This window comes from Nocardiopsis ansamitocini (assembly GCF_030268225.1).
Classification (GTDB): Bacteria; Actinomycetota; Actinomycetes; order Streptosporangiales; family Streptosporangiaceae; genus Nocardiopsis_D; species Nocardiopsis_D ansamitocini.
Window position 1 is genome coordinate 153,273 of record NZ_BSQG01000004.1, and the last position, 24,649, is coordinate 177,921.

Below are 24,649 nucleotides of genomic sequence, written 5' to 3' on the forward strand. Positions count from 1 at the left end.
CAGTGCCGTAGATACGATACGAGTCACTCGACTCGCCTTTCCCTCGCACCATAAGCGGGGCCACCGAGGCGAGTCAAGTGACTCGCCTCGGTTCTGCGGCATACTGTCCGTATGGCCGCAGACCTCTCCGAACACCACCGCAGAGTCGCTCAGCAGAAACGCGAGGCGATCACCACCGCAGCCGCAGAACTGTTTTTGGACCGCGGCTACGACGGCACCTCACTGGCCCGGATCGCCGAAGCAGCCGGGGTCTCGAAGTCCACCCTGTTCAAGCGGTTCCCCACCAAGGCGGCCCTCTTCGAGGCCATCGTCACCGAGTCCTGGCAGCGCGACGCCGGCGACGCTGCCGCACGGCCACAGACCGGAGATCTGCGCTCCGGCCTGACCACCATCGGCCACCGCTATGCCGATCTGGTCGGCCAGCCCGGCATGACGGCCCTGTTCCGGATCGTCATCGCCGAACTGCCTCGTTTCCCCGAACTGGGACGGATGCAGTTCCAGCTCGGCAAACTGCCCTACTTCACCTCCGTTCAGCACTACTTGGAATCCGAGCACGAGGCGGGCAACGCTGATGTCCCGGACGCGGAGAGCGCCGCGAACCAGTTCCTGGGCATGATCGCCAACTACGTCCTGTGGCCCCGCATGCTGCTGACCGACTGGAACCCCGCAGCCTCCGACATCGACGACGCCGTCGAACAGGCCGTCCAGACCATGCTCGCCAGATACACCCCGAAGCCGGAACGCTGACACTGGCGCGCAATGCTCGGCCCCTGTGCGGGCGGGGGCGCGGGGGATCGAAAGACGCAGATGGCCGGGGGAGGGACCGTCTTTCCGAACGGCAACCGCGCGCTCAGCCGACAGCTACGCCGAACCACTTGGGCAGCTGACTGAGCAGATCCTGCTGGTCGTTCCCGACCCACGCCACGTGCCCATCCGGTCGCAGCAGCATCGCGGGCTCCTCCAGTTCCTCACTGACGTCGACAATGTGGTCGACTCGATCTTCCCAACCCGCCACCGAAAGCCGACCGGTCTGGTCGAGCAGCAGCCCGCGGCCGCCGTGCATCAGCTCGTAGAGGCGCCGCTGTTTCAGCTTCACGTCCCGCATTCGTCGGCCGAGCAGTTCGTGGCCCTCCCCGAAGTCGTAGCGGACTTCGACCGCGGTGATCATCCCGGTCACGTACCGGTTCACCTCATCGAAGTCCATCAGTTTCGAGAACAGTTCCCTCAGTGCGACCGCCCCCGGATCGGTTCCCAACAACGTGATCTGCGCACGGGTGTTGTCCAAAACGCGGGCGCCCACCGGGTGCCGTTCGGTGTGGTAACTGTCCAGCAGTCCCTCCGGTGCCCAGCCGTTGACCTCTGCGGCCAGTTTCCAGCCGAGGTTGAACGCGTCCTGCACGCCGAGGTTGAGCCCTTGACCGCCGGTCGGCGGGTGGATGTGCGCCGCGTCGCCAGCCAACAGCACCCGACCGACCCGGTAGCGCTCGGCCTGTCGGGTGGCGTCGCCGAACCGGGACAGCCAGCGTGGCGAGTGCACGCCGAAGTCGGTGCCCGCGAAAGCAAGCAGTTGCTGCTTGAACTCTTCAAGGGTCGGCGCGACCGTACGATCCTCGGCGACCTTTTCGGCGGGCACGACGATGCGGTACACCCCCTCGTTTCCGTCACCGGCGGGGGCGACGCCGAACCGTAGTTGGGTCTTGCGGACCTCCGTGACGATGGCGGCGATCGTCGCCGGTTCCTCGGTCACCTCCATGTCCCCCAGCAGCGTCTCGACCGTGGCGGGTTCCCCGGGGAAACCGACGCCGATCCGCTTGCGCACCGTGCTGCGGGCACCGTCGCACCCGACGAGGTAACGCGAGCGCAGCCGTGCGCCGTCCGCCAACTCGACGGTCACCCCGTCCTCGTCCTGGGCCAACCCGACCATTTCGCAACCGCGCCGGATCTCGACACCGAGTTCGAGGGCACGCTCGTTGAGCAGTCGTTCGGTGGCCGGCTGCGGGGTGGCGAGGCCGTACGGATGGGCCGTGTCCAACCGGTCCGGCCACGGTTTGATGATCCCCCCGAAGAGACCTCCGACCTGGAATTTCTCACTGATCGCGAGGAAGCGGTCCAACAGGCCGCGCTGGTCCATCACCTCGACGCTGCGCGCATGCAGGCCGCGCCCGCGGGACTGCTCGGTCGGCCTGGGCAACTTCTCCAGTACGAGGGTGTGCACGCCGTGCAGCCGCAATTCGCCGGCCACCATCAAACCGGTCGGTCCGCCGCCGACCACGATCACGTCAATCATCGAACACCCATTCACCGAGATCGGATTTCGGCCAGTTGCTTCGCAGCGGCACGGCGGCACGTACACCCCTGCACCGTGCCGAGCTCCCGCAACCGCAACGCGCGTCCCACGGCGTTTCGACTCCCGCGCAACCCGTACGTCGACGACAACGAACGCAGTCCGTTCGTCCGTCGTTTCCGCAGTTTCTGGCCTCGGCCGACCATTCTGCGGCACGCCCCGGGTCTTGCCGCAAGGCCCCCGGTGCGCTATAAGTTGAGAGTGGAAAGGGGAATCTTTCCACTCTCCGTCCACTGTCGACGGACGACCTCCTTCGTGATCAGCGACATCCCCGAAGCGGAGTCGAGGTGCCTCTTCTCCCAGCTCATGGGTTTCGCGCGTCGTATCCGCAGGTGTCCTTCCCAGCGGTCGTCAAAGAATTGTGAGACCGCGAGCGGTGTCGGCCGCGATGACGCCGAACGGTCCGTGCTCTCCCCGTGCAGGGCCTTCCCCTTTCCAGCTGCGATGATGGTGGTTTCGTGCCTGCAGACCACGTCGAAACGACATCGCCATGACTCCTGTCCCCGCTGACCCGACAGTGCTGCACCCGATGCCCGGACAGCCGCGCGTGGTCCTGTTGAAGCCCCTGGTCGAGTCGCCGCTGATCGAGGTGGGGGAGTATTCCTACTACGACGACCCCGATGACCCGACCGCGTTCGAGACGCGCAACGTGCTCTATCACTACGGGCCGGAGAAGCTGGTCATCGGGAAGTTCTGCGCGCTGGGCACGGGCGTGCGGTTCATCATGAACGGTGCGAACCACCGTATGGACGGTCCGTCCACTTTTCCGTTCCCCACGATGGGCGGTTCCTGGGCAGAGCACTTCGACCTGATCACCGATCTGCCCGGTCGGGGCGACACCGTGGTCGGCAACGACGTCTGGCTGGGGTACGGCTCCACGGTGATGCCCGGGGTGCGCATCGGGAGCGGGGCGATCATCGGCGCCGGGTCGGTTGTCGTCGGTGACGTTCCCGACTACGGCGTCGTGGGCGGCAACCCGGCCCGGCTCATCCGTACCCGCTACGCCGCCGACGACGTCGCCCGCCTCATGGATCTGGCCTGCCCAGCACATCACCGAGCATGTGCGCACGATCATGTCCGGGACGATCGACGACCTGGCGGCGGCTGCCCCACCGCATCGGTGAACCAGGCACGCCAAGAGCGACGGGCAGTTGTTTTCCGGTGCATGGCCGGCAGCACAACAGTCGTTCATGCTCAGGTCGCCCGTCCCTCAACGAACAGTGAGATCCTCGCGGTCGTCAAAAGGCAGTGTTCTTCGGTGCCCTTCTCGGGAGAACCTGGTCGGCTTTTCGCAACCGGGCCCCGTTGCCGACGTCGTGCCGTCGTCGAGGAGTGAGTGATGAGCACGTCGGCAACGTCCGCGGGCGGGAACGGGTTGCAGCGTCGACTCGGTCTGTCCGACGCGGTGATGATCGGTCTCGGATCGATGATCGGCGCCGGGATCTTTGCCGCGCTTGCGCCAGCCGCCGGGGCCGCGGGCTCCGGTCTGCTTCTCGGTTTGGCCGTGGCCGCAGTGGTGGCCTACTGCAATGCGACATCCTCGGCCCGCCTGGCCGCACGCTATCCGGCCTCCGGAGGTACCTACGTCTACGGCCGTGAACGGCTCGGCGACTTCTGGGGCTACCTTGCGGGCTGGGGGTTCGTGGTCGGCAAGACCGCCTCGTGCGCGGCCATGGCGCTGACCGTTGGTGTCTATGCGTGGCCCGAGCAGGCGCACACGGTTGCGGTCACGTCCGTGGTGGCGTTGACGGCGCTCAACTACACGGGTGTGCAGAAGGCGGCCTGGCTGACACGGGTGATCGTCGGCGTTGTCCTGGCAGTACTCGCTGCGGTGGCCGTCGTCTGTCTCACCGGCCCTGCGGTCGGGGCAGCCCACCTGGACATCGGCTCGGACGCAACGGTATCCGGAGTGCTCCAGGCGGCCGGCCTGCTGTTCTTCGCCTTCGCGGGGTACGCGCGCATCGCCACTCTCGGCGAGGAGGTCCGAGATCCCGCGCGGACCATCGTCCGCGCGGTTCTGCTGGCGCTGGGGATCACCCTCGTGGTCTACGCCGTCGTCGCCGTGGCGGTTCTGGGCGTTCTCGGCCCCGACCGGCTCGCCCAGGCCGCAGCTCCTCTGGACGAGGCGGTGCGTGCGGCCGGGGCACCGGAGCTGGTGCCGGTCGTACGGGTGGGTGCGGCCGTGGCGGCGCTGGGTTCTTTGCTCGCCCTCATCCTCGGTGTCTCGCGCACCACGCTGGCGATGGCCCGCGACGGCCACCTTCCCCGTGCCCTGGCTGCCGTCCATCCGCGGTTCGGGGTCCCGCACCGCGCGGAGTTGACGGTCGGCGCCGTGGTGGTGGTGCTCGTCGCAACGGTGGACGTGCGGGAGGTGATCGGGTTTTCTTCCTTCGGGGTGCTTGTCTACTACGCGGTGGCCAACGCGGCGGCCCTCACCCTCAGTGCAGCCGAGCGACGGCCACCCCGTCCCGTGGCGTGGCTGGGGGTGGCCGGCTGTGGGGTCCTGGCTTTCGCCTTGCCGCTGGGCTCGATCCTCTCGGGGGCGGCGGTGCTGGCTGCCGGGGCCACCGTCTACGGCCTGCGCAGGATGGCGAAACGATCGTGAGTTGTCCTCACTGCGCGGGTTTGGTGGCCTTGCCGTCGAGCCAGAGCGTGTCGGAAGCGTCGCGGTGTGCGCCCGTGGTGCCCACATGTTTGCTGCTGATCTGCGGTCCCTTCTTGATCACGTGGACGAGTGCCTGGGCATGGCCTCGGCCCAGACCGTAGTCGTCGGCGAGCCACTGCACGATGACCCCGGCCTTGACGGCAGGGTCGTCGAATCCTTTCTCCTTGGCGCGATCGACGAGCGTACGCGGGGTGAGGCCGGTCTTGTCCTCGATCGCGTCGAGATACGCCTGGAACGACACGGGTTCTCCTTGTTTGGCCCGCTGGACGGATCTCCCGATCGTCGCACGGGCCGGTGACATTTCCGGCGAACGTCGCCACCGCCGCAGTAGGGATCCCGTGCCCTCTACCCCCTCGGGAACAGCAATGTCCACAACCGAACCCGCGGCCCCGTCCACCCTCGCCGGGGCGACCGATCACCGCGTGCACCTGTCCGAACCGGCCGCCGGCGCAACGCACCCTACGAGAGAAAACTTGACAAATCCCTTTGCCGTAACAGCAAATAGGGATATGGCAGACGATGAAATTCCCGGGGTGTTGACTGCCGTCGGCCCACGGTTGCGGGCACTGCGTCAGGCACGCGGCATCACTCTGGCGGAGCTGAGCGAGACGACGGACATCTCCCTGAGTACCCTTTCCCGGCTGGAGTCGGGCAAGCGCAAACCGACCCTGGAGCTCCTGCTCCCGCTGGCCAAGGCGTACAACGTGCAACTGGACGAACTGGTCGGCGCACCGGAGACCGGCGACCCCCGGATTCACGCGCGCCCCTTCACCAGGCACGGCCAGACCTTCGTCCCACTGACCCGCTACCTGGGGGGCCTGCACGCCTACAAGCAGATCCTTCCTCCCGGCACGATCACGGACGCGCGCCCCGAACAGGGGACTCACGAGGGCTACGAATGGCTCTACGTGCTGTCCGGCCGCCTGCGCCTGGCCCTGGGCGACAACGATCTGGTCCTCACCGCGGGCGAGGCCGCCGAATTCGACACCCGCATCCCGCACGGGTTCGCCAACGCCGGCAAGCAACCCGTGGAGTTCCTCAGCCTGTTCGGAGCGCAGGGCGAACGGATGCACGTCCGTGCCCGCCCCGCCGCCGGTCGGTCCGCGCACCGGGCCGGTGACAGCGACGTGCGCCCTGGGCCGGATGCCCCTGATCACCAGTAGCGGAGGGCCCGAAACCCCCCGAACCCATCGGGAGCAAAGCCCCAGGAAAGGACGAGGTCAGGAGCCTGCGGTTCGATTTTTCATCGCCGTGATCCCTGTCCGGGGGGCCGGGTAATCACGACTGCATGACCACGACAGAGAACGAACAGGACACGGACACCGTCACAACGCGGATCGTCGACCATTTCGACAGTCGCAAACGAGGGTGGGTCAAAGAGGCGATCCGCGTGCTGAACGCCGATGCCACTCGCTCGGCGGACACCCATGTCTTCCAGTTCCCGCTTCCCGCGCAATGGGGCATCGACCTCTACATCAAGGACGAGTCCATCCACCCGTCGGGGAGCCTGAAGCACCGGATGGCGCGTGCGCTGTTCCTGCACGCGCTGTGCACCGGATGGATCGACTCCACCACCCACGTGTTCGAGGCGTCCAGTGGTTCGACAGCGGTCTCCGAGGCGTACTTCGCCCGACTCCTGGGCCTGCCTTTCACCGCGGTCGTCCCCACGAGCACCAGTCAGGAGAAGGTGGACCTGATCAAGTCCTACGGGGGCGAGGTGAGAAACCCGGGCCCCGACGGCGACATCGAGAAGGAGGCCGCCCGCCTCGCCAAGGAGTCCGCCAATGGCCATTTCATGGACCAGTTCACCTACGCCGAGCGCGCCTACGACTATCGCGACGACCACAACGTAGCGGCAACGATCTTCCGGCAGATCTCCGAGGAGCGCCATCCCGACCCCAAGTGGATCGTTGCGGGAGCCGGCACCGGGGGGACCGGGACGACCATCGGACGGCACATCCGATTCAGTCGGCGGGACACCCGGGTCTGCATCGTGGACCCGCAGAACTCGGCGTTCTTCCCCAACTGGGTGGCCAATGAGGGCCGTCCGAAGAGCCAGTGGCCGCCGGACCCCTCGACCTGGATCAAGGGGAGCCCCTCCCACATCGAGGGAATCGGGCGTCCAACCGTCGAACCGTCGTTTCTGCCCGCTGTCGTCGACCGGATGATCTCGGTGCCCGACGCCGCCTCCATCGCAGCCATGCGCCTGCTGCTGGACCGGTTGCGACACCGGGCCGGTCCCTCCACCGGCACCAACCTGTGGGGAGCGCTGCGGATCGTCGCCGAGATGCTGTCCGACGGCGAACAGGGGAGTGTCGTGATGCTCATGTGCGACCAGGGTGAGCGCTACATGCACAACTACTACGACGACACCTGGGTGCAACAGACGCTCGAACTCGACCTGACCCCGTACACCAAGACGTTGGAGGACTTCCTGGCGACCGGCCGTTGGAACGAACCTCCGGCCACCGCGGTCCCCAGGGCCCGGGAAGCCTGACCGCAGCCCGGGGAGACGGGCACCACAGTCCGCCACTGTGGACCCCCGGTTCTCCGCCACCCCCGCCGAGGGCGAATCGTGCGTGGTTCCACCGGGAACCGCAAGCGCCAAGCGGTCCTTCCCCACCCGGGGATGGCCGGCTTGGCGCCGGGTGGGACGGCGGTGGCCAGGCCCCGGGGCTTCCCTGTGGACCGGGCGAAGGACATGGTTCCGCGCTCCGGCACAGCGCCGGACCGGCTCGTGCCCACCCCGCGCGACGGTACCGACCGGTCTGTTCGGGCGGCCGGCCCCCTCTTCGCGTCGGCGCGTGGCAGAACAGCGGAGAACTCGCCGCGAGACGGTTCCGGCGGTCCGTACCGGACATGGGGTCGTCGTCCCGGTCCGGACACCAGCCGACAAACGACCAGCGATGGAGAGAATCCATGACCACCGCCCCTCTCAAACGGGACAGCCGGAACCTGCGCCAGGCCCTGATGGACGCCGCCTCGGTGATGCTGTTGGAAGCCAGCCCGGCTCCTGCTCCTTCACTGCGTGCGGTCGCCCGCGCCTGCAACGTCTCGGCGACCGCCGTCTACCTGCACTTCGATTCGTGGGCCGCCCTCATCGACGCGGTGCTCGACCAGCACTTCACCGATGTCCGCACCCGGATCGACTCCGCGGGGCGCACATCCGCACATCCGCGTGAACGACTCGACGCGACCGCCCTGGCCTACGTGCTGTGGGGCCTTGAGTACCCGGGCCCCTACCAACTGCTCTTCGAGAGCACCGAGCGCCTCAAGGATCCAGGCGTCGTCGACTCCTGGTCGAAGGAGCTGATCGGGTCGATGGCCCGGGACCTGCTGGCCACCGGTTTCGTCGGCGACATGGCCAAGGCCGTCGAGGCGGTCGACCGGCTTTCGATCGCCCTGCACGGCATCATCTCGATCCGCCGGCACAAGCCCGGTCGTGCGTGGTCCCGAAACGTCCCGGAAGAGGTCGTCGGCATGGTCGAGGTTTTCGCGGGGCCGCCTCGCGGCCTGGCCGGGGAGCGCTGACGGTGGCCGTGGAGCGGCAACCGCGCGTTCCGGCCCGGTGCGTACGCCGCGCTGGAGTGGGGAATCGTCAGGCGCGGCACCAGGTGTGCGCCTCCCGTCCGGCGCCGGAACGTCCGTTCCGAGCGGTAGAGGGGGCGACGGCGCCTTCCGTTCGTGGTCCGGGCGACTGCGGGTATTCGTGTGTTCGCATCGGCCGAGCATGTCCGTCTCGGCCCGGTCGGGGCGCAGTCATGTGCACACCCGTGTTGCCCGTGGTCGGGATGTGTGGTCGGACATCCCGTGTTGCAATGGTGCGGTAGCGCCCGCACTCCGAGGAGCCCCTGCCATGGCCCAGCAGCACCCGCCGATCGAGCCCTACGACTACGGGATGCTCGACACCGGTGACGGCAACCTCGTCTACTGGGAGGTCTGTGGCAACCCGGAGGGCAAACCCGCGCTCGTGGTCCACGGAGGCCCCGGGTCGGGGTGCTCGGCAGGCAGCCGTCGGACGTTCGATCCCGAACGCTACCGGATCGTCCTGTTCGACCAGCGTGGCTGCGGACGCAGCACCCCGCACGCGAGCGAGCCCGCCACGGACATGAGCCGCAACACCACCTGGCACCTGATCGAGGACATGGAACGCCTCCGCGAGCACCTGGGCATCGACAGCTGGCTGCTCTTCGGCGGATCCTGGGGATCGACGCTGTCCCTGGCCTACGCCCAGCAGCACCCGGACCGCGTCTCCGAGGTCGTCCTCATCGCCGTCACCACCACCCGGCGGTCGGAGATCGACTGGCTCTACCGGGGAGCCGGACTGCTCTTCCCCGAGGAGTGGGAGCGGTTTCGGGCCGGGCTGCCCGAGCAGGACCGTGGCGGCAACCTCGTGGCGGCCTACGCACGCCTCATGGAACACCCCGACGCCGCAGTCCGGGCCAAGGCGGCCGACGACTGGTGCGCGTGGGAGGACGCGGTGGTCTCGATGGAGCCCAACGGCCGCCCGGCGCCTTATGGCAACCGGCCCGCCAGGGATCGGCTGGCACTGGTCAGGATCGTCACGCACTACTTCGCCAACGGCGCCTGGCTGGAAGAGGGCGCCCTGCTCCGCGACGCAGGACGCCTGTCCGGGATCCCGGGGGTCCTGATCCACGGCCGGCTGGACCTCAGCTGTCCGCTGGACACCGCCTGGCAGCTCGCCCGGGCCTGGCCCGACGCCCGGCTGCTCGTCATCGACGACTCCGGGCACCGGGGGAGCGACACCATGCGTGACCGGCTTCTCGACGCCGTGGACGGTTTCGCCGACCGGTCGGCCGCACGCTGAACAAAATCCCACCGACGCCGGTGGGACGACACCCGGTGCGGGGATACGAAGAGCCGGTCTTCTCCCTGTTCGACGCCTGCCTGTCACCGGGGTTTCTCGCGGGGGAGGCGAAACGGTCAGCGGGCGCGTAGCCCGTTGAGAGCGGTCTCGATCACGGTGTCGGCGAACTGTGTGGTGAGCGGGCCCTCGTTGTGCAGCCAGCGATTGCGCAGTGGCCCCCAGAGCAGTTCGATGGCCACGTCGAGGTCTACATCGGCGGCGAGTTGTCCGGCCTCCTGTGCGCTGCGCAGCCGCCGGCGTTTGAGCTCTTTGATCGGGTTTTCGAGGCGTTCGGTGTAGTCGGCGGCCAGGGCCGGGTCGAGGAGGATCTCCACGGTCAGGGCGCGCATCGGCTCGCTGAGACGGGGGTCGTTGAACTCCTCGACGGTGGCATGCAGCACCGTCGTGAGGTCGGCTTCGAGGTTGCCGGTGTCGGGGAGTTCGCTGGGCCGGTCTCCCTGCCCTTCGCCGAGCATCAGCAGGGCGTCGAACAGTACCGCGCCCTTGGAAGGCCACCATCGGTAGATCGTCTGCTTGCCCGCCCCGGCCCTGGCTGCGATTCCCTCAACGCTCAAGCGCGCGTATCCGACCTCTGCCACGAGATCGAGCGCGGCGGTGAGGATGGCGCGGCGAGTGCTCTGGTTGCGCCTGGCCACGTTGGGCGCGTTGCGCTGCGAGGTCATGCGGGGGAGCATACCGGAACAATGAGACGAGACGCACCGTCTTGCTTTTGTGGAACAGGGGCGTACAGTGTGCATTGACAAGCCGAGACGGTTCGTCTCGGAATTGATGCAAAGGAGCCCCGTCCATGACCTCTACCGATTCGTCGACCGACGCGAGCGCCGATCGCGTCTGGTTCATCACCGGTGCGAGCCGAGGCTTGGGCCGGGCCTTCACCGAAGCCGCTCTGCAAGCGGGCGACCGTGCGGTCGCCGTGGCCCGCACCACCGAGGACCTGGCACCGCTGTCCGCCGAGTACGGTGCCCGCCTTCTCGTCCTCGGAACGGACGTCACCGACCGGGCCGCGGTCCGCCAGACCGTCGACACCGCGGCGCGTCACTTCGGCCGCCTCGACATCGTCGTGAACAATGCCGGCTTCCTGGCGATGGGGATGCTGGAGGAGTTCGGCGAGGAGCAGGCCCGCGCCCAGATGGAGACCAACTTCTTCGGTGCCCTGTGGGTCAGCCAGGCGGTTCTGCCCTGGTTGCGCGCCCAGGGGTCGGGGCACATCGTGCAGGTCTCCAGTATCGCCGCGCTGGGCGGCTTCGCGTCGACCGGAATGTACAGCGCCAGCAAGTTCGCGCTGGAGGGGATGAGCGAGGCTCTGGCCGCTGAGGCCGCACCGTTCGGCGTCAAGGTCACCATTGTCCAACCGGGCGGATACTGGACCGGCCTCTACACCGCCGGGCTGACCGCGACCGAACCACTGGACGCCTATGCGCCGCTGCGCGCCGAGTTGGAGAAGCGGTTCGCCGAGGAGTCGGTGGACAGCATGCCGGCTCTGGCCGCCGAAGCTCTCATGAAGCTCGTGGACAGCGACGATCCACCGCTGCGATTGCTCCTGGGCAGCAGGGTCTACGACCTGGCCTTCGACGTCTCGCGCGAACGCATGACGACCTGGGCGGCATGGGAGGAGACCAGCCGGGCCGCCGAGCAGGCCGTTCCCGCTCCGGAAGGCCACGGTCTCTGAGTCCGACGCCGTTCTTCACAGCGGTGGGCTCGAAGGACATCGCGGAAGAAACGGTTCCGCGACAACGGGCACAATGAGGCCATGTTGGGAACCTCCGCGCGGCTGTTGCGTCTTTTGTCCCTGCTCCAGACGTCCCGGGACTGGTCCGGTCCGCAGTTGGCCGAACGGCTCGGGGTGTCCACCAGGACCATCCGGCACGACGTCGGAAAACTCCGTGAACTGGGTTACCCGGTGGACGCCACTCCCGGCGCGGCCGGGGGATACCGGCTCGGAGCAGGTGCGCAGATGCCCCCGCTGCTGCTCGACGACGAGGAGGCGGTGGCGGTCGCGGTGGGACTGCGTACCGCCGCGGGCGGGACGGTGGTTGGTATCGAGGAGACATCACTGCGGGCGCTGGCAAAACTGGAGCAGGTGCTGCCCGCCCGGTTGCGCAGCCGGGTCAACGCCCTGCACTCCGCCACGGTGGCGGTGGCCGCCGAGACCCCGGCCGTGTCCGCCGACGTCCTCGGCACGGTTGCCGCAGCCTGCCGCGACAACGAACGTCTGCGGTTCGACTATCTCGATCACGACGGTGCTGCCAGCACCCGCGAAGTGGAACCCCATCGGCTGGTCCACGCCCATCGCCGCTGGTACCTCGCCGCCTGGGACACCGCGCGGCAGGACTGGCGGTCCTTCCGGGTGGACCGGATGCTGCTGCGCAGGCCCAACGGGGCCCGGTTCGTCCCGCGTGAGGCACCGGGCGGCGATGTCGCCACCTATGTGGTCGCCGGCGTGGTCGGCGCGGCGATCCGCTACCGGGCCGTCGTACGGCTGCACGCGTCGGCGGAATCGCTGACCGGGTGGGACCCCGATTGGGGAACCCTGGAAGCAGTCGACGAGCACTGCTGCCTGCTGCACACGGGCAACGACTCTCCGGAGAGACTGGCCCTCTACCTGGGGATGATCGGGGTCGACTTCGACATCGTCGACGCTCCGGGCCTCGCCGACCACCTGCGCGAACTCGGAGCCCGCTATACCCGCGCCGCCGGCTAGTACTGCGAAGGGTCGTGCTCGTCGCCCACCACCAGGAGCAGCCATCACGTGGGGCCGTCCGCCCTGACGGGAAAGCACGGCGGGAACGCTTGTCGGGGAACACGGGGCGGACATGACGCCGCTCCCGGGGACACTCCTATGGAGGTCAGTCGTTCTGCCCGTCCGAGGTTTTCCCGACAGGAGGACGGCTCCCCGCAACCCAGGGTTGCGGGGAGCCGTCGCGATCTCGGCCCTCAGTCGCCGGACTGCGATCCTGGGCCCCGGTTCCCCAACGGCACCTGCGCGCCGCAACGTTGCCGGGGCCCCAAGCGCGGGCTACTTCCCGACCGTGTCGGCGGCCCAGTCGCCGTACTTGGCCGCTTCGGTGAAGACCCACGGGCCCACGCAGGCCACGTTCTCGTCGTAGTCGCCGTCACGGCTGGTCAAGCCGACCAGCTCCCAGTCGCCCTCGCTGCCGCGGATCATGGGGCTGCCCGAGTCGGTCGAGCAGACCTGCGCCTCATCGGTGGGGTGTTCGGAGCACAGCTCGCCGTCGAGCTCGGCGCATCGGTCGTCGGGCACGATCTCGGTGTCGAGCTGCTGCAGGATCTCGGGCTTGGGCTCCCAGCCCAGCTCGTCGACCACGCCCCAGCCCAGGGCGCGTACTTCCGTACCCGGTTGCGGCCGGTCCTCGGCGATGCGGATGGGGGTCTGCTCGACCGGGGAGTCCAGCTTCAGCAGTGAGATGTCCTTGCGCACCAGGATGTTGGAGTTGGGGTAGTCGGGATCGTCGCTGACGTTCTCCATCTCGTAGTCCGGGTGCTGGACGACCTCGGCGACCGTGCGTTCGCTGCCGCCCTCCCCCAGGTCGTTGCTGCCCACCCGCACGGAGATGCTCTCCGTGTTGAGCAGGTCGAAGTCGGAGCAGTGGGCGGCGGTGAGCACCCACTGCTCATCGATCAACGAACCTCCGCAGTAGTGCAGGCCCTGGTCGTCGAACAGGGCGGTCACGAACGGGTACTCCTCGGTGGCGTCGACCCCGCCGATGACGGCTGAGGCGGGCGCGGCCAGCACCATCGTGCCGAGCAGTGAGGTGACTCCCACCGCCCCTGCGACCGCTACCGTTCGGCCTCGCCCGTTCCGGTTCCCGTGGATGCCGACCATGTCCGTCTCAATCCCTTCGATTGTGCGTGTGACCGCATCGTTGCTTGCCGTCACATACGACCCTAGGGAGCCGGCACCGTGGGGACATCGTCCGCGAGAGCCAATCCACCCCCTACAAAAGTCGGCCCCCGCCGGGGTTCCCGAGTTCCCAAGGTCGGTACCGGTGGGTCCGGGTGCCACGGTGTCGTGGTGTCAGCGCCCCACAACGGCTGGCGGAGGTCCCTGGCCACGGTGGCCACCTCACCAGGTGCGGGAGCAAAAGACGGCAGCGAAACGGCGACGAGGGGGCCGGTTCCAGCACCGGCCGGTCCTCGACGACGGCGACCGTCAGGACTCCCGTCTCCGACCGAAGCGGTACGTGCGGTCAGAGACACCGGTGCATGATGTGCAGCCCCACGTATCCGTGGACAGGATGGTCGAAGCCTTCGGGCAGCGTGCCCAGCACTTCGAAGCCCAGCGAACGCCACAGGTGAACGGCCCGGGTGTTGGTCGCCACCACAGCGTTGAACTGCATCGCCCGATAACCCTCGATGCGGGCCTGTTCCAGGACGTACTCGCCCAGGGCCCTCCCCACACCGTTCCCTGCATGCGCGGGATCGACCATGAAACTCGCGTTGGCGATGTGGGCGGCCGGCCCCATGTGATTGGGGTTCGTCTTGGCGCTCCCGGCGATCGCGCCGTCGTCCGTCACCGCCACGATCGTCCGTGCGGGCGGCTGCTGGAACCACATCTCCCGGGCCCGCTCCTCACTGGTGTCACGATCCCAGGTGAAGGTCTCGCCAGCGGCCACGATGGCGCGCAGGAAGGGCCAGATCGAATCCCAGTCGGCAGCGGTCGCCTCTCTGATCAGCATGGTGTCCAGCCTGGCGCACCGGAACGGCTCGGGGCGAGCGGTTTTCCCGCTCTCCTCGGCGTGGCAGAAAACAGGGTGGCGAGAATTCGGGGTTATTTGGCGTTCTGGCCACTGCCCATGATCATCGGGTGTGACTAGCGTCGGATCGCCGGCTACACGGCCTGTACTCGGCCCGCTTCTCCCGAAGCTCCCGCCGGGCGCAGAGCACCCCGCGAGTAGCTGCGTGGCCAGAAGTTCTTCCCCCGGCCCCATTACGCGCCCGGTCGGGCACTGGCAGGAGGCCCCGGCCAAGGCCGAGGACTGGCGGCACGCGGCCGGCCCCTGTCACGGACGCGCGGGAACAGGCACATGCCGCACGGGTCAAAGAGCCGCCAATACGGGGTTCCATCAACAACCGTGTCATCAGCCGTGAGACAGAGGTGGTCGCCCTCGTCAGCCGCCTCGCCGCTCGTCCACCGGCGCGTTTGGCAGATCGGCGGCGCCCGGCGCGGCTCGTAGCGGTCGACGCGGACGCGTCTGCCCTCTCTCCACGGAAGAGGGAACACCGCTGTCACTGCGCAGGCTTGGGGAGACAGGCCGGGCCAGGGACGCTCTCCATGTCATGGGCCTGCACATGATGGCCGTGGTCACAGCGTGTCTGGGCCTCGACGCGCGCACCGCATCCACGGTGTCGCACCAGGACGGTCGGACCCTCCGGGGCCGCGCGGTAGCGGTCGCCCCACTGAAGGAGCCCCATCACAGCCGGCACCAGGTCCATGCCCTTGGGGGTGATCACGTACTTCGGTCGGCTGCGCGAACCTGGCTCCTTGTAGGCCTCGGTTACCAGGATCCCCTGCTCGACGAGCATTCGGAGCCGCGCGGCGAGGAGGTTGCGAGGACAGCCGAGGACTCGTTCGAAGTCGCTGAAGCGGAACGAGCCGTACCAGACCTCGCGCAGGATCAGGATCGTCCACTTCTCGCCGACGATCTCCAGAGTCCGCGCGATCGAACAGTTCGACGCGTCCCGGTCGAGCCGAGGGGCCACCGCACTTTCCATGCCGGATTCCATCCACGCGTCCATGGGGAGAGACTCTACCCGAGGCTGAGTTTATTTTTATATACTCAGCTAGTGTCGTCGGCGTCGGACGCGTGGCCTGAGCACGACCCTCGGGGCCGCGCTCGTTCCCTGCCGACACGACTCGCATGCGCGTGCATGAGAGGCATCGACCCATGCTCCGGACATGGACTGAAGAGACGGGGCGTCATGCAGGGTTATGTGCTGACCGGGTACGGGAACGCCGATGTGATGCAGATGCGGGAGGTCCCGGAACCAACCGTGGGTCCGGGAGAACTGCTTATCGACGTGCGCGCCGCAGGCCTGAACCCCCTCGACTCCAAGCTGCGCCGGGGCGGCCTGAAACCACTGCTGGGACTCAAGCTGCCCCGAGTGGCCGGGAACGAACTGGCCGGAGTCGTGCGGGAGACCGGAGCGGGTGTTACCGGCTTCACCGCTGGGGACCGGGTGTTCGCCAGGGTGACCAAGCTGAGCCTGGGGGCCTTCGCGCCCCGCGTGGTCGTCCCCGCCGACCTGGCCGCGAAGATGCCCTCCTCCCTCGATTTCACCGACGCCGCGGGGCTGCCGCTGGCGGGTCTCACCGCGCTCCAGGCACTGCGCGACGAACTCGACGTGCAGCCGGGACAGCGGGTATTCGTCTCCGGTGGTGCCGGGGGCGTCGGAACGCTCGCCATCCAGCTCGCCACCTGGATGGGGGCTGAGGTCGCGACGACCGCCTCTGCCCAGGGCGCGGATCTGGTGCGCTCACTGGGCGCGAAGACGATCATCGACTACAAGGAGCAGAAGTTCGCCGAACACCTACGCGACTACGATGGCGCCCTGGACCTGATCGGTGGTCGGGATCTGACCGACATCTTCACCATCCTCAAGCCGGGGGCCAAGGTGGTCACCATCGCCGGGACACCCGAGCCCGTCACTGCCCGCAAGGATCTGGGCCGAGGATTCGGGCTTTCCGCGCTGCTGTGGCTTGCGAGCGCGAAGCTTCGACGCCAGGCTCGGGCCCACCGCGTCGTCTACCGGTTCCTTTTCATGCATCCCAGCGGACCCGACCTCGCCCTGCTGGCCCGCCTTGTCGACGAGGGTCGCCTGAAGGCCGTCACCGACCGTGTCTTCCCCTTCGAGGAGATCGCTGACGCCTTCGTCCACCTGGACCGGGGCCGGGCCAAAGGCAAGGTCGTCGTTCGCATGACCACCTGATCCCCCTGGAAATCCGGGCGTCACATGGCGCAGAGCGACGGCCCCGAAGCTCCCCACGGGTTGCTTTGCCCCTGGCCGTGACTTCGGAGAAGTTCCGATCAGCCGTTGAGGACGACGACGGACTCGGCCAGGGGGTGGTGGGGCGTCTGATGGGGGAAGCCGTTCCGCGATGACCTCTTCATGGACCTGAACATGGAGGACCTGCGCGCCCTGGAACAGGGACGCCGCGCCGTGAGCGCGCGGATCGCCCGACCGGACCCGTCGGCCTGATCCTCACCAAGAACAAACGCAAGGCACCCCGCTACGACGCCGACAAGACCCTCAATGCCATCGGCAAGCCCGGAAGGCCCGGGGTAGGCCGAAGAACAAGCTCAGGCGGCTGGCCAGTTGCAAAGGGCTGCGTCCGCGACCCGTTGGAGTTCGTCGCGGGTGGCGCCCGCGGCCGCCTGGACTGCGATTCCGTTCGCCATGGTCATGAGGTAGCGGGCGAGGGTGTCCGGGTCGGTGCCCGCGGGCAGGTCGTCTTCGTCGATGGCGCGTTGGAAGCGGTCACGAAGATGTGCCCGGTTGCCGTCGCGCCACGCAGCGAGCATGTCGCAAGCGTTCTGTCCGAGGTGGCCTGCGGCCAGGATGCCCTGGACGCCGAGGCATCCGGCCGGACGGCTGTCCTGGGTCGAGGCACGGACGGAGCCGGTGAGATAGACGGTGGCCACCTCCCGGGCGGTGGGCTCCTGTAGTGCTCGGATGCTGTAGGAGGCAGTGTCCTCGGCGTAACGTTCCACGGCCTTTCGGAAGAGGTCCTCCTTGTTGCCGAAGGCCGCGTACATGCTGGTCTTGGTGATTCCCATCGCGCGGGTCAGGTCGGTGAGGCTCACGCCGTCGTAGCCGTGTTCCCAGAAGACGACCATGGCCCGCTGTAGGGCCTCATCGGTGTCGAACCCTCGCGGCCGGCCGATCGGCGCCCTGTGTATATCTTCCACGCTCCGCATCATACCCCTTCTGTACCGAGTGGACCGGAAGTGCTACAGTCCATTTCTGTACCGATCGGAACATAAATAGGGAGAGGTCACTCATGGGAACACTCGAAGGCAAGACGGCTGTCGTCACAGGCGGCGGAACGCGGGGAATCGGCCGGGCCACCGTTGCGCGGCTGGTGGCCGAGGGGGCGCACGTGTTCATCACCGGTCGACGTGAGGCCGAGCTGAAGGAGGCGGTCGAGTCCATCGGCTCCGCGGTCGTCGCGGTGCCTGGCGACATCACCGACACGGCCGACCTGGACCGGCTGTACGACGCGGTACGCGAGCGGGGCCGGGGCCTGGACGTGCTGTTCGCCAATGCGGCCACCGCCTCGTTCGCGACGCTGGAGCAGACCACCGGCGAGGACTTCGACCGCGTCTTCGAGGTCAACGTCAAGGGCACGCTCCTGACCGTGCAGAAGGCGCTGCCACTCCTCAACGACGGCGCCTCGGTCATTCTGAACGCCTCCACGGCCGCCGACCGCGGCACACCGGCGTTCGGCGCATACGCGGCGTCCAAGGCCGCTGTCCGGTCTTTCGCGCGGACCTGGGCCAACGAACTCAACAGCCGGGGCATTCGCGTCAATGCGGTCTCGCCCGGGCCGATCGACACCTCCGGCATAACCGAACTCGTCGGCGAGGAGGACTCAGCCGCTTTCAAGGCGAAGCTCGGTGCCGAGGTCGCGATGGGCCGGATCGGGCGCCCGGAGGAGGTCGCCACCGCGGTGGCTTTCCTCGCCTCTGCGGACAGCAGCTACATGATGGGCGCCAACCTCTACGTCGACGGTGGCGCGAACCAGATCTGATGCGGCCGCGCGGCTCGCCTGCCGCTCCGCCCGGGGGATCGATCCCCAGAAGGCGTTCAGGTACTTCCTGGAGACACCGGGCACAGGAGGATTCGAGCCTTGGTCGCGGAGGCCACGCGGGATGCGGCGGGAGGGCATGTGCCCGGTGGCACGGAGGTACCGGGCACCGACGAGCGGCGGACGCTCGGGGCACCCCGCCAACCGGTTCTTCAGAGGGAAACCCGTGTTGTTCCCTGCCGCCGCGATGCGTCGGCAGGGAACCCGGTTACGGCCGCAACCGCCACAGTGACGTCGTCTCGGCGGCCCGGGCCCGATGCAGTGCGTCGTCCGCGTCAAAGGCGCGCGGGTGCCGGGGTTTGGTGTCGATGCGGTCCACGACGCGGAGACCGGCCTGCTCGAATGCGGAAAGCAGTTCCCCGTGCGGCCGCAGCCCAAGGTGCTCGGCGAAGTCGGACAGGACCAGCCAGCCCTCGCCCCCGGGTTCGAGGTGGTCGGCGAGTCCGTCGAGGAAACCGCGCAGCATCCGGCTCCGCGGGTCGTAGACCCCTTTCTCGATGGGGGTGCTCGGCCTGGCGGGGACCCAGGGCGGATTGCACACGACGAGCGCGGCACGACCGGCGGGAAAGAGATCCGTGCACCGCGCCTCGATCCGGTCGTCAAGGCCCAGGGCGCCGATGTTCTCCCGGGCGCAGGCCACCGCACGCGGGTCGATGTCGGTGGCGATCACCCGGCCCGCGCCGCGTTCGGCGAGGACCGCGGCGAGCACTCCGGTTCCCGTCCCGATGTCGAACGCCGTGAACCCGGCTCCCGCCGGCAGCGGCGCTGTGGCCACCAGATCCACGTATTCACCTCTGACCGGGGAGAACACTCCGTAATGAGGGTGGATCGGCTTGCCGAGTGCGGGAATCTCCACTCCTTTGCGGCGCCACTCGTAGGCGCTGATCACGCCGAGCAGTTCCCGCAGGGAGACCACCACTGTTGCGTCGAGCGGGCCGTAGACCTGTGCGCACGCCTTTCGCGCGTCGGGGGCCCTGCGCAGCGGGACCCGGTGGTCGGGGTCCAGTTCCACGAGCACCATGCCGAGGGTGCGGGCTCGCTGGCCGCGGGAGTGGCGGTGCAGGTGGAAGGTCTCCGCAGGGGTCGCGCCCTGCCGGGGCGGTTTGCGGTCGTGGCGCCGGGTCATCACCTGAAGCAGTTGGCGTGCCCCGGGGAAGGTGCCGCGCCACAACAATGCGGTGCCTTCGCACACCAGACGGTAGGCGGTCTCGGCGCGCATGCGGTCGTCGGCGATGACGACCTTTCTGGGTGCGGGCTGGCTCTCGGAGCGCCATTCGGCGTCGTGCTGCTCGTCGGCTTCGCTCCAGTGGACTCGCGGCATGGGGGCTCCTAGGGGATCGAACGTGGTTGAGACACGAAGATCACGCCTACGCCGAGAGCGTGTGCCGGCGCTGGAAGGTGGTGGACCTCAGATGATGGCCGGCCCCCGTGACGGCGTGTGAGCCGGACGGCCGCCGAGGGCCATCGTCCGCCTTCGTCCGGGATTCATCCCGCCCGGACACGACAGCGCCTCCGGGGCATCCACTGGATGATAGACCACCCGAGGATGACCGGGGACGGGCTAATCGGCCGCGGCATCGGCGAGCGCGCGAAACACCAGTGCGGTGGAGACCGCGCCCGGGTCCTCGTGGCCTTGGCTGCGTTCACCCAGGTAGGAGGCACGACCCTTGCGCGCGGTGAGGGGGATGGTGGACCGGGCTCCCTTTTCTGCCGCGTCTGCTGCCGCGGCGCTGGCGGCGGGAAGCCCGCTACCGGCTCGCAGCGCCGCGGCGAACGCCTCGACCGCCGGCGTGAACGCGTCCACCATGGTCTTGTCCCCGGGCACGGCACCGCCGAGTTTGCGCACCGCCTCCAGTCCTGCGGTGAGCGCCTGGAGCAGCTCGCCCGGCATCGGCTCGACCCCGTCGAGCGTTTTACCGGCCGCACGCAGCGCCGACCCGTAGAGGGGACCGGACGCACCGCCCACCGTGGAGATGAGCGTGCGTCCCGCAAGCGTCAGCGCCTCACCCGGAGCGCTCGGAGACGATCGGGTGAGCGCCGCGGTGACGGCCACGAAGCCACGGTGCAGGTTGCTGCCGTGGTCGCCGTCGCCGATGGCGGAGTCGAGCCGGGTCAGCTCGTCGGCGTGCTCGCGCACACGCTCGTCCACTGTCCTGAGCCAGGACAGGACGAGGTCGGTGGTCACGGTGTCCATCGCGTCTTCTCCTCGCATGTGGATCCTTCACCCTCCCCAGGTCAGGCCGGGCGTGTGCACGGGAGCGTCCCAGAGTTCGATCAGCCGTTCGTCGGCACGGCAGATGGTGAGGGACGCGCCTGCCATGTCCAGACTGGTCACGTAGTTGCCCACCAGGCTGCGGGTGATGACGACTCCGCGCTCTTCCAGCAGTGCCGCGATCTCGCCGAAGAGCAGGTAGAGCTCCAGCAGGGGAGTGGCTCCCATCCCGTTGAGCAGGACGATCGTGGGGTCGGCCGAGGACAGGGGCAGGTCTTTTAGGACGCTGTCCACGAATCGGGCGGCCAGGTCGCGGGCCGGCCTGATCGTCTCGCGGCTGCGCCCGGGCTCGCCGTGGATCCCGACACCGACCTCGATCTCGTCGTCGGCGAGGTCGAATCCGGGCCGGCCCGCCGCGGGGGTGGTGCCGGCTTCCAGCGCGATCGCGAAGGAGCGGGAGCGCTCGTTGACGAGCCGGGCGACATCGGCGACCGCCGCCAGGTCGGCTCCCTGCTCGGCCAGGGCACCGGCGATCTTCTCCACGAACAGCGTCGCGCCCGTGCCGCGACGCCCCGCGGTGAAGGTGGAGTCGCGCACCGCGACGTCATCGTCCACCAGGACGGTGGCGATCTCGATCCCGTCCTCGGCGGCCAGTTCCGCCGCCATCTCGAAGTTCATGACGTCGCCGGTGTAGTTCTTGACCACGAAAAGCACCCCGGCTCCACCGGAAACGGTGGCCACGGCGGCGAGCATCTGGTCGGGCACCGGGGAGGTGAAGACCTCACCGGGACACGCCGCGTCCAGCATCCCCGGCCCCACGAACCCCCCGTGGAGGGGCTCATGGCCGGAGCCGCCTCCCGAAACCAGGGCGACCTTGCCGGCCCGGGGACGCTCGGCACGGGTGATCACCCCCCGTTCCACGTCCACGCAGAGCCGGTCCGGGTGGGCCGCGGCGAATCCGAAGAGTGCGTCGCGCACCACGGTGTCGGGGCTGTTGATGAACTTCTTCATTGATCCTCCTGGCGGAAGTCGCCTGGTGAGCGCGGTGGACGCTGGCGCGGCGACGGCTTTGACCTACCCGGCCGACCACCGCGGAACGCCTCCGCGAAGAAAGGAAAGTCCGCGAGTAGGGTCAGCTGACATGACAGCCACAGTCGGAGTCGTCCTGGTCTCGCACAGCGCCGAACTCGCCCGGGGGCTCGCCGCCCTCCTGGGCGCCTTGGGGACGGGGGCGGTCACCGTCGAGGTCGCGGGAGGCACCGACGACGGCGGGCTCGGTTCTTCCTATGCGCTGATCGAGCAGGCCGTGGAGCGGGCGAATGGCGGCGCCGGCGTGGTCGTGCTCGCCGACCTGGGAAGTTCCGTCCTGACCGCTCGCATGGTCCTGGAGGATTGCGCGGACCACTCGGTCGTCCTGGTGGACGCTCCGTTCGTCGAGGGTGCGGTGTCGGCCAAAGCCACCGCGGAAGCCGGGGCGGACCTGGCGACGGTGGTCGCCGCGGCGGAGGAGGCCCGTGGATTTCACAAGCTCTGAATCCGCCATCGACAGTTCCGATGCCGTCGAGGCCGTCGCCGTCCGGGGCGCAGTAGGACAATAGTCCGTTGAGCCGTCCACACCGGTGCGGATACCGGCCGGGATTTTCCGGCCGGAGAAGTCCGCGCGCGCGATCACCACGCCCCTGCCCGCCTGGGTGCGCCGAGTCGAAGCTTCGCCGTGGCGCGTGGGGCTGGGCTGTCCCTTGTCCGTGGATCCCCCGGTTCCGGTGCACGGGGGCGGAGCGAACCCCTCGGCCCTCTCCTGCGCGGTCGGCCCTGATGTTGCCGCGCCCTTGCCGGGCCCGCCGCCGACCGGTGGGCAGTCCACGCACCCTCAGTGCGGATATGTGTTTTGAAGCCTTCCGAGCGCGCGTTCGCTGCCGCCCGCCTCAGGCGGAACGCTGGGGCTCCGCTCGCTCCGGTTCCCGGACCTCGTTCAGCGCCGAGCTGGGAACACCGAAGAGCCGGTCGAACGCCCAGTTGTAGGCGAAGGTGAAGAACGGGATGTAGACGATGAACACCAGGTCCAGCACAAACGCCTGCGTCAGCGTGATCTCCAGCCACCACGCGATGAGCGGGACCAGGAAGCACACCAGGGTCATCTGGAAGCCCACGGCGTGCAGGACGCGCCGGCGCACGGTGCGCGTGCGGTCGCGCTGGTGCCGCTCCCATGCCTCGAACAGGTAGTTGAAGGCCAGGTTCCACACCGTGGCCACACCCGTGAGCATGAGCGCCAACGGCCCAGTGGTGGCCGGTGACTCGCCCGTCAGCAGTGTCATCACCACGGTGCCCACCGCGAGTCCCAGGATCTCGTAGCCGCCTACGTAGACCAGCTTGCGCTTTACACCTTGCACAGCGCACACTCCCGTTCCGTTGGTCAAGGAAGGCAGACGCTATATTCAGGTGTGTTGACTAGAAAAGTCAGTTCCTTTCAGAAAAGTTGACAGGTGCATGTCCCTCTCCAGTGATGGCATCGAGTTGTTCCTGGCCGTGGTCGACCACGGCTCCTTCTCCGGCGCGGCCCGCGCGCTGCGCCGGGTGCCGTCCGCGGTGAGCATGGGTATCGCCAACATCGAGGCCGAACTCGGCTACCCCCTGTTCGACCGGTCGCGCCGCGAGGCGGTGCCCACCCCGCAGGCGCTGGCCCTGGTGCCCCACGCACGCTCCGTCGTCAGCAGGCTGCGGCTGTTGCAGGTCCACGCCGTGGAGTTGTCGCAGGACTTGGAGAGCACGCTCACCGTCGCCGTGGCCTCCGGCGTTCCGGACCAGGACCTGCTGGAGGCTCTGGCCCGGGTCGGCTGCCGCTACCCCCTGCTGCGGGTGAACCTGCTCCGAATGCCCCAAGACCAGGTCCGGGAAATGCTGCACCAGGAACGGGCCGATCTGGTGCTGCTGGCCGTATCCCCGGACGTGGACCGTGAGGAGGCCTTCACCAACGTGACCGACGTGCTTTTCGTAGCGGTGGCTTCGGCCACCGCGGACACACACGGTCTCCCCGCCGACCTGCGGCGTTTGGAAGACCTCGGCGCCAGCCGCCAGATCGTGGTCGCCGGCCCCGACGACGCGGTCGCCGAGCGTCGACTCCTGGTCTCCGACGCCCGATGGCACGTGGACTCGGTGGAGGCCGCGTTGGGGCTCGTGGAGCGCGGAGCGGGGTGGGCCAACTTGCCCTTGGGAGCGGTTCAGGTCGCGGTCTCGGCCGGAAGGGTGAGGGTGTTGGAGTTCGACAACCTCAGGAACGGGGTGGCGATGCCGGTGTACCTGGTGTGGCTGCGCAGAAAGCCGGTGCGCCGGGCCGCAGGGGAGGTCATCGGGCTGATGTGTCGCGACCACCGCTGACCGGACGCCGAAACGTCCCGGGGGCAGGTGCCGGGTCGGGCATCGCGTTGTCCTCGGTCCAGGTCTGGCGCCTGGTCACGGCCGGGTAGTCCTAGCTCGGACACCGGGGAGCAAGTAACCCACCGGTAGGTTCCGGAGGCTCACCCTTTGCGGCGGGCGGCCGGGGCTCGGCGGACGGGTCCGGTCGGCGCCGGTTCGCCGGTGAGCATCCATCCCCACGTCGTCAGCGAGATCCGGTAGATCCGCGTGGAGGACTTCGCGATGCCTGCGCCGGTGCGGTAGCGCTCGACCGCCGCGGTGCACGACGCGGGCGGGGCGGTCACCGGTTCGATCCTCAT

Annotated in this window: 24 protein-coding genes and 1 pseudogene; 13 read left to right on the forward strand and 12 right to left on the reverse strand. The window is 68.4% G+C overall.

Features of this window, described 5'->3' with window-relative positions:
• Positions 1–111: 111 nt before the first annotated feature.
• On the forward strand, positions 112–747 hold the full coding sequence (locus tag QSJ59_RS13085; protein ID WP_285759799.1) for a TetR/AcrR family transcriptional regulator: 636 nt from the start codon (positions 112–114) through the stop codon (positions 745–747).
• A 103-nt stretch (positions 748–850) separates the two neighbouring features.
• Here QSJ59_RS13085 and rox read toward each other — a convergent pair whose 3' ends face one another.
• Entirely contained in the window at positions 851–2,287 is a 1,437-nt protein-coding gene (gene rox / locus QSJ59_RS13090) for a rifampin monooxygenase (RefSeq protein WP_285759800.1), read from the reverse strand.
• A gap of 547 nt (positions 2,288–2,834) precedes the next feature.
• Here rox and QSJ59_RS13095 point away from each other — a divergent pair.
• A pseudogene (locus QSJ59_RS13095) lies at positions 2,835–3,468 on the forward strand (CatB-related O-acetyltransferase).
• 215 nt (positions 3,469–3,683) lie between these two features.
• A complete protein-coding gene (locus tag QSJ59_RS13100) occupies positions 3,684–4,949 on the forward strand; it encodes an APC family permease (RefSeq protein ID WP_285759802.1) in 1,266 nt (421 codons plus the stop codon).
• A gap of 7 nt (positions 4,950–4,956) precedes the next feature.
• Here QSJ59_RS13100 and QSJ59_RS13105 read toward each other — a convergent pair whose 3' ends face one another.
• Complete coding sequence (locus QSJ59_RS13105; protein ID WP_285759803.1) at positions 4,957–5,250, reverse strand: DUF4287 domain-containing protein; 294 nt, start codon at positions 5,248–5,250, stop codon at positions 4,957–4,959.
• Between the two features lie 268 nt (positions 5,251–5,518).
• On the opposite strand from QSJ59_RS13105, the gene QSJ59_RS13110 reads away from it, so the two are divergent.
• The 4 genes from QSJ59_RS13110 (at position 5,519) to pip (ending at position 9,837) form a co-directional block, all read left to right on the forward strand.
• Entirely contained in the window at positions 5,519–6,172 is a 654-nt protein-coding gene (locus QSJ59_RS13110) for a helix-turn-helix domain-containing protein (RefSeq protein ID WP_285759804.1), read from the forward strand.
• Positions 6,173–6,297: 125 nt separating this feature from the next.
• Positions 6,298–7,506: a PLP-dependent cysteine synthase family protein gene (locus QSJ59_RS13115; protein WP_285759805.1), complete on the forward strand. Its 1,209-nt coding sequence runs from the start codon at positions 6,298–6,300 to the stop codon at positions 7,504–7,506.
• Positions 7,507–7,928: 422 nt separating this feature from the next.
• Positions 7,929–8,540 (forward strand): TetR/AcrR family transcriptional regulator, encoded by a 612-nt coding sequence (locus QSJ59_RS13120; protein ID WP_285759806.1) that lies wholly within the window; start codon positions 7,929–7,931, stop codon positions 8,538–8,540.
• Between the two features lie 325 nt (positions 8,541–8,865).
• On the forward strand, positions 8,866–9,837 hold the full coding sequence (gene pip / locus QSJ59_RS13125; RefSeq protein ID WP_285759807.1) for a prolyl aminopeptidase: 972 nt from the start codon (positions 8,866–8,868) through the stop codon (positions 9,835–9,837).
• Positions 9,838–9,953: 116 nt separating this feature from the next.
• Here the strand turns inward: pip and QSJ59_RS13130 are convergent, their stop codons facing one another.
• Positions 9,954–10,559, reverse strand: coding sequence for a TetR/AcrR family transcriptional regulator (locus QSJ59_RS13130; RefSeq protein WP_285759808.1), 606 nt, complete (start codon positions 10,557–10,559; stop codon positions 9,954–9,956).
• Between the two features lie 125 nt (positions 10,560–10,684).
• Here QSJ59_RS13130 and QSJ59_RS13135 point away from each other — a divergent pair, with 125 nt between their 5' ends.
• Both QSJ59_RS13135 and QSJ59_RS13140 read left to right on the forward strand, forming a co-directional pair.
• Positions 10,685–11,566, forward strand: coding sequence for an SDR family oxidoreductase (locus QSJ59_RS13135; RefSeq protein WP_285759809.1), 882 nt, complete (start codon positions 10,685–10,687; stop codon positions 11,564–11,566).
• An 81-nt stretch (positions 11,567–11,647) separates the two neighbouring features.
• Positions 11,648–12,598 carry a helix-turn-helix transcriptional regulator gene (locus QSJ59_RS13140; RefSeq protein WP_285759810.1) on the forward strand — a complete coding sequence of 317 codons (951 nt, stop codon included), beginning with the start codon at positions 11,648–11,650 and terminating at the stop codon, positions 12,596–12,598.
• 315 nt (positions 12,599–12,913) lie between these two features.
• Here QSJ59_RS13140 and QSJ59_RS13145 read toward each other — a convergent pair whose 3' ends face one another.
• From QSJ59_RS13145 to QSJ59_RS13155, 3 genes are all read right to left on the reverse strand, one after another.
• Complete coding sequence (locus QSJ59_RS13145; RefSeq protein ID WP_285759811.1) at positions 12,914–13,681, reverse strand: S1 family peptidase; 768 nt, start codon at positions 13,679–13,681, stop codon at positions 12,914–12,916.
• A gap of 424 nt (positions 13,682–14,105) precedes the next feature.
• Entirely contained in the window at positions 14,106–14,594 is a 489-nt protein-coding gene (locus tag QSJ59_RS13150; protein ID WP_285759812.1) for a GNAT family N-acetyltransferase, read from the reverse strand.
• Positions 14,595–15,144: 550 nt separating this feature from the next.
• On the reverse strand, positions 15,145–15,654 hold the full coding sequence (locus QSJ59_RS13155) for a winged helix-turn-helix transcriptional regulator (RefSeq protein WP_285759813.1): 510 nt from the start codon (positions 15,652–15,654) through the stop codon (positions 15,145–15,147).
• A 183-nt stretch (positions 15,655–15,837) separates the two neighbouring features.
• Between QSJ59_RS13155 and QSJ59_RS13160 the strand changes: the two genes are divergently transcribed.
• Positions 15,838–16,845: an NADP-dependent oxidoreductase gene (locus tag QSJ59_RS13160; RefSeq protein WP_285759814.1), complete on the forward strand. Its 1,008-nt coding sequence runs from the start codon at positions 15,838–15,840 to the stop codon at positions 16,843–16,845.
• A 371-nt stretch (positions 16,846–17,216) separates the two neighbouring features.
• Here the strand turns inward: QSJ59_RS13160 and QSJ59_RS13165 are convergent, their stop codons facing one another.
• The gene (locus QSJ59_RS13165; protein ID WP_285760153.1) at positions 17,217–17,834 is read right to left on the reverse strand and encodes a TetR/AcrR family transcriptional regulator; all 618 of its coding nucleotides are present in this window, start codon (positions 17,832–17,834) and stop codon (positions 17,217–17,219) included.
• A gap of 83 nt (positions 17,835–17,917) precedes the next feature.
• Between QSJ59_RS13165 and QSJ59_RS13170 the strand changes: the two genes are divergently transcribed.
• Positions 17,918–18,667: an SDR family NAD(P)-dependent oxidoreductase gene (locus tag QSJ59_RS13170; RefSeq protein ID WP_285759815.1), complete on the forward strand. Its 750-nt coding sequence runs from the start codon at positions 17,918–17,920 to the stop codon at positions 18,665–18,667.
• Between the two features lie 265 nt (positions 18,668–18,932).
• Here the strand turns inward: QSJ59_RS13170 and QSJ59_RS13175 are convergent, their stop codons facing one another.
• From QSJ59_RS13175 to dhaK, 3 genes are all read right to left on the reverse strand, one after another.
• Positions 18,933–20,045, reverse strand: a complete 1,113-nt coding sequence (locus QSJ59_RS13175; RefSeq protein ID WP_285759816.1) for a N5-glutamine methyltransferase family protein — start codon at positions 20,043–20,045, stop codon at positions 18,933–18,935.
• Positions 20,046–20,285: 240 nt separating this feature from the next.
• Complete coding sequence (dhaL, locus tag QSJ59_RS13180; protein ID WP_285759817.1) at positions 20,286–20,936, reverse strand: dihydroxyacetone kinase subunit DhaL; 651 nt, start codon at positions 20,934–20,936, stop codon at positions 20,286–20,288.
• Between the two features lie 9 nt (positions 20,937–20,945).
• Complete coding sequence (gene dhaK, locus QSJ59_RS13185; protein ID WP_285759818.1) at positions 20,946–21,947, reverse strand: dihydroxyacetone kinase subunit DhaK; 1,002 nt, start codon at positions 21,945–21,947, stop codon at positions 20,946–20,948.
• A 130-nt stretch (positions 21,948–22,077) separates the two neighbouring features.
• On the opposite strand from dhaK, the gene dhaM reads away from it, so the two are divergent.
• Positions 22,078–22,470: a dihydroxyacetone kinase phosphoryl donor subunit DhaM gene (dhaM, locus tag QSJ59_RS13190; protein ID WP_285759819.1), complete on the forward strand. Its 393-nt coding sequence runs from the start codon at positions 22,078–22,080 to the stop codon at positions 22,468–22,470.
• Positions 22,471–22,861: 391 nt separating this feature from the next.
• On the opposite strand, the gene QSJ59_RS13195 is transcribed toward dhaM, so the two are convergent.
• Positions 22,862–23,326 carry a PACE efflux transporter gene (locus QSJ59_RS13195; RefSeq protein WP_285759820.1) on the reverse strand — a complete coding sequence of 155 codons (465 nt, stop codon included), beginning with the start codon at positions 23,324–23,326 and terminating at the stop codon, positions 22,862–22,864.
• 97 nt (positions 23,327–23,423) lie between these two features.
• On the opposite strand from QSJ59_RS13195, the gene QSJ59_RS13200 reads away from it, so the two are divergent.
• The gene (locus QSJ59_RS13200; protein ID WP_285759821.1) at positions 23,424–24,311 is read left to right on the forward strand and encodes a LysR family transcriptional regulator; all 888 of its coding nucleotides are present in this window, start codon (positions 23,424–23,426) and stop codon (positions 24,309–24,311) included.
• A 140-nt stretch (positions 24,312–24,451) separates the two neighbouring features.
• On the opposite strand, the gene QSJ59_RS13205 is transcribed toward QSJ59_RS13200, so the two are convergent.
• Positions 24,452–24,634: a hypothetical protein gene (locus QSJ59_RS13205; protein WP_285759822.1), complete on the reverse strand. Its 183-nt coding sequence runs from the start codon at positions 24,632–24,634 to the stop codon at positions 24,452–24,454.
• Positions 24,635–24,649 lie beyond the last annotated feature (15 nt).

Excerpts from the sequence above, each read along its gene's own strand:
- QSJ59_RS13085 (WP_285759799.1), top strand. The coding sequence starts at position 112 with ATGGCCGCAGACCTCTCCGAACACCACCGCAGAGTCGCTCAGCAGAAA.
- rox (WP_285759800.1), bottom strand. The coding sequence starts at position 2,287 with ATGATTGACGTGATCGTGGTCGGCGGCGGACCGACCGGTTTGATGGTG.
- QSJ59_RS13100 (WP_285759802.1), top strand. The coding sequence starts at position 3,684 with ATGAGCACGTCGGCAACGTCCGCGGGCGGGAACGGGTTGCAGCGTCGA.
- QSJ59_RS13110 (WP_285759804.1), top strand. The coding sequence starts at position 5,519 with ATGGCAGACGATGAAATTCCCGGGGTGTTGACTGCCGTCGGCCCACGG.
- QSJ59_RS13115 (WP_285759805.1), top strand. The coding sequence starts at position 6,298 with ATGACCACGACAGAGAACGAACAGGACACGGACACCGTCACAACGCGG.
- QSJ59_RS13120 (WP_285759806.1), top strand. The coding sequence starts at position 7,929 with ATGACCACCGCCCCTCTCAAACGGGACAGCCGGAACCTGCGCCAGGCC.
- pip (WP_285759807.1), top strand. The coding sequence starts at position 8,866 with ATGGCCCAGCAGCACCCGCCGATCGAGCCCTACGACTACGGGATGCTC.
- QSJ59_RS13130 (WP_285759808.1), bottom strand. The coding sequence starts at position 10,559 with ATGACCTCGCAGCGCAACGCGCCCAACGTGGCCAGGCGCAACCAGAGC.
- QSJ59_RS13135 (WP_285759809.1), top strand. The coding sequence starts at position 10,685 with ATGACCTCTACCGATTCGTCGACCGACGCGAGCGCCGATCGCGTCTGG.
- QSJ59_RS13140 (WP_285759810.1), top strand. The coding sequence starts at position 11,648 with ATGTTGGGAACCTCCGCGCGGCTGTTGCGTCTTTTGTCCCTGCTCCAG.
- QSJ59_RS13150 (WP_285759812.1), bottom strand. The coding sequence starts at position 14,594 with ATGCTGATCAGAGAGGCGACCGCTGCCGACTGGGATTCGATCTGGCCC.
- QSJ59_RS13155 (WP_285759813.1), bottom strand. The coding sequence starts at position 15,654 with ATGGACGCGTGGATGGAATCCGGCATGGAAAGTGCGGTGGCCCCTCGG.
- QSJ59_RS13160 (WP_285759814.1), top strand. The coding sequence starts at position 15,838 with ATGCAGGGTTATGTGCTGACCGGGTACGGGAACGCCGATGTGATGCAG.
- QSJ59_RS13165 (WP_285760153.1), bottom strand. The coding sequence starts at position 17,834 with ATGCGGAGCGTGGAAGATATACACAGGGCGCCGATCGGCCGGCCGCGA.
- QSJ59_RS13170 (WP_285759815.1), top strand. The coding sequence starts at position 17,918 with ATGGGAACACTCGAAGGCAAGACGGCTGTCGTCACAGGCGGCGGAACG.
- QSJ59_RS13175 (WP_285759816.1), bottom strand. The coding sequence starts at position 20,045 with ATGCCGCGAGTCCACTGGAGCGAAGCCGACGAGCAGCACGACGCCGAA.
- dhaL (WP_285759817.1), bottom strand. The coding sequence starts at position 20,936 with ATGCGAGGAGAAGACGCGATGGACACCGTGACCACCGACCTCGTCCTG.
- dhaK (WP_285759818.1), bottom strand. The coding sequence starts at position 21,947 with ATGAAGAAGTTCATCAACAGCCCCGACACCGTGGTGCGCGACGCACTC.
- dhaM (WP_285759819.1), top strand. The coding sequence starts at position 22,078 with ATGACAGCCACAGTCGGAGTCGTCCTGGTCTCGCACAGCGCCGAACTC.
- QSJ59_RS13200 (WP_285759821.1), top strand. The coding sequence starts at position 23,424 with ATGTCCCTCTCCAGTGATGGCATCGAGTTGTTCCTGGCCGTGGTCGAC.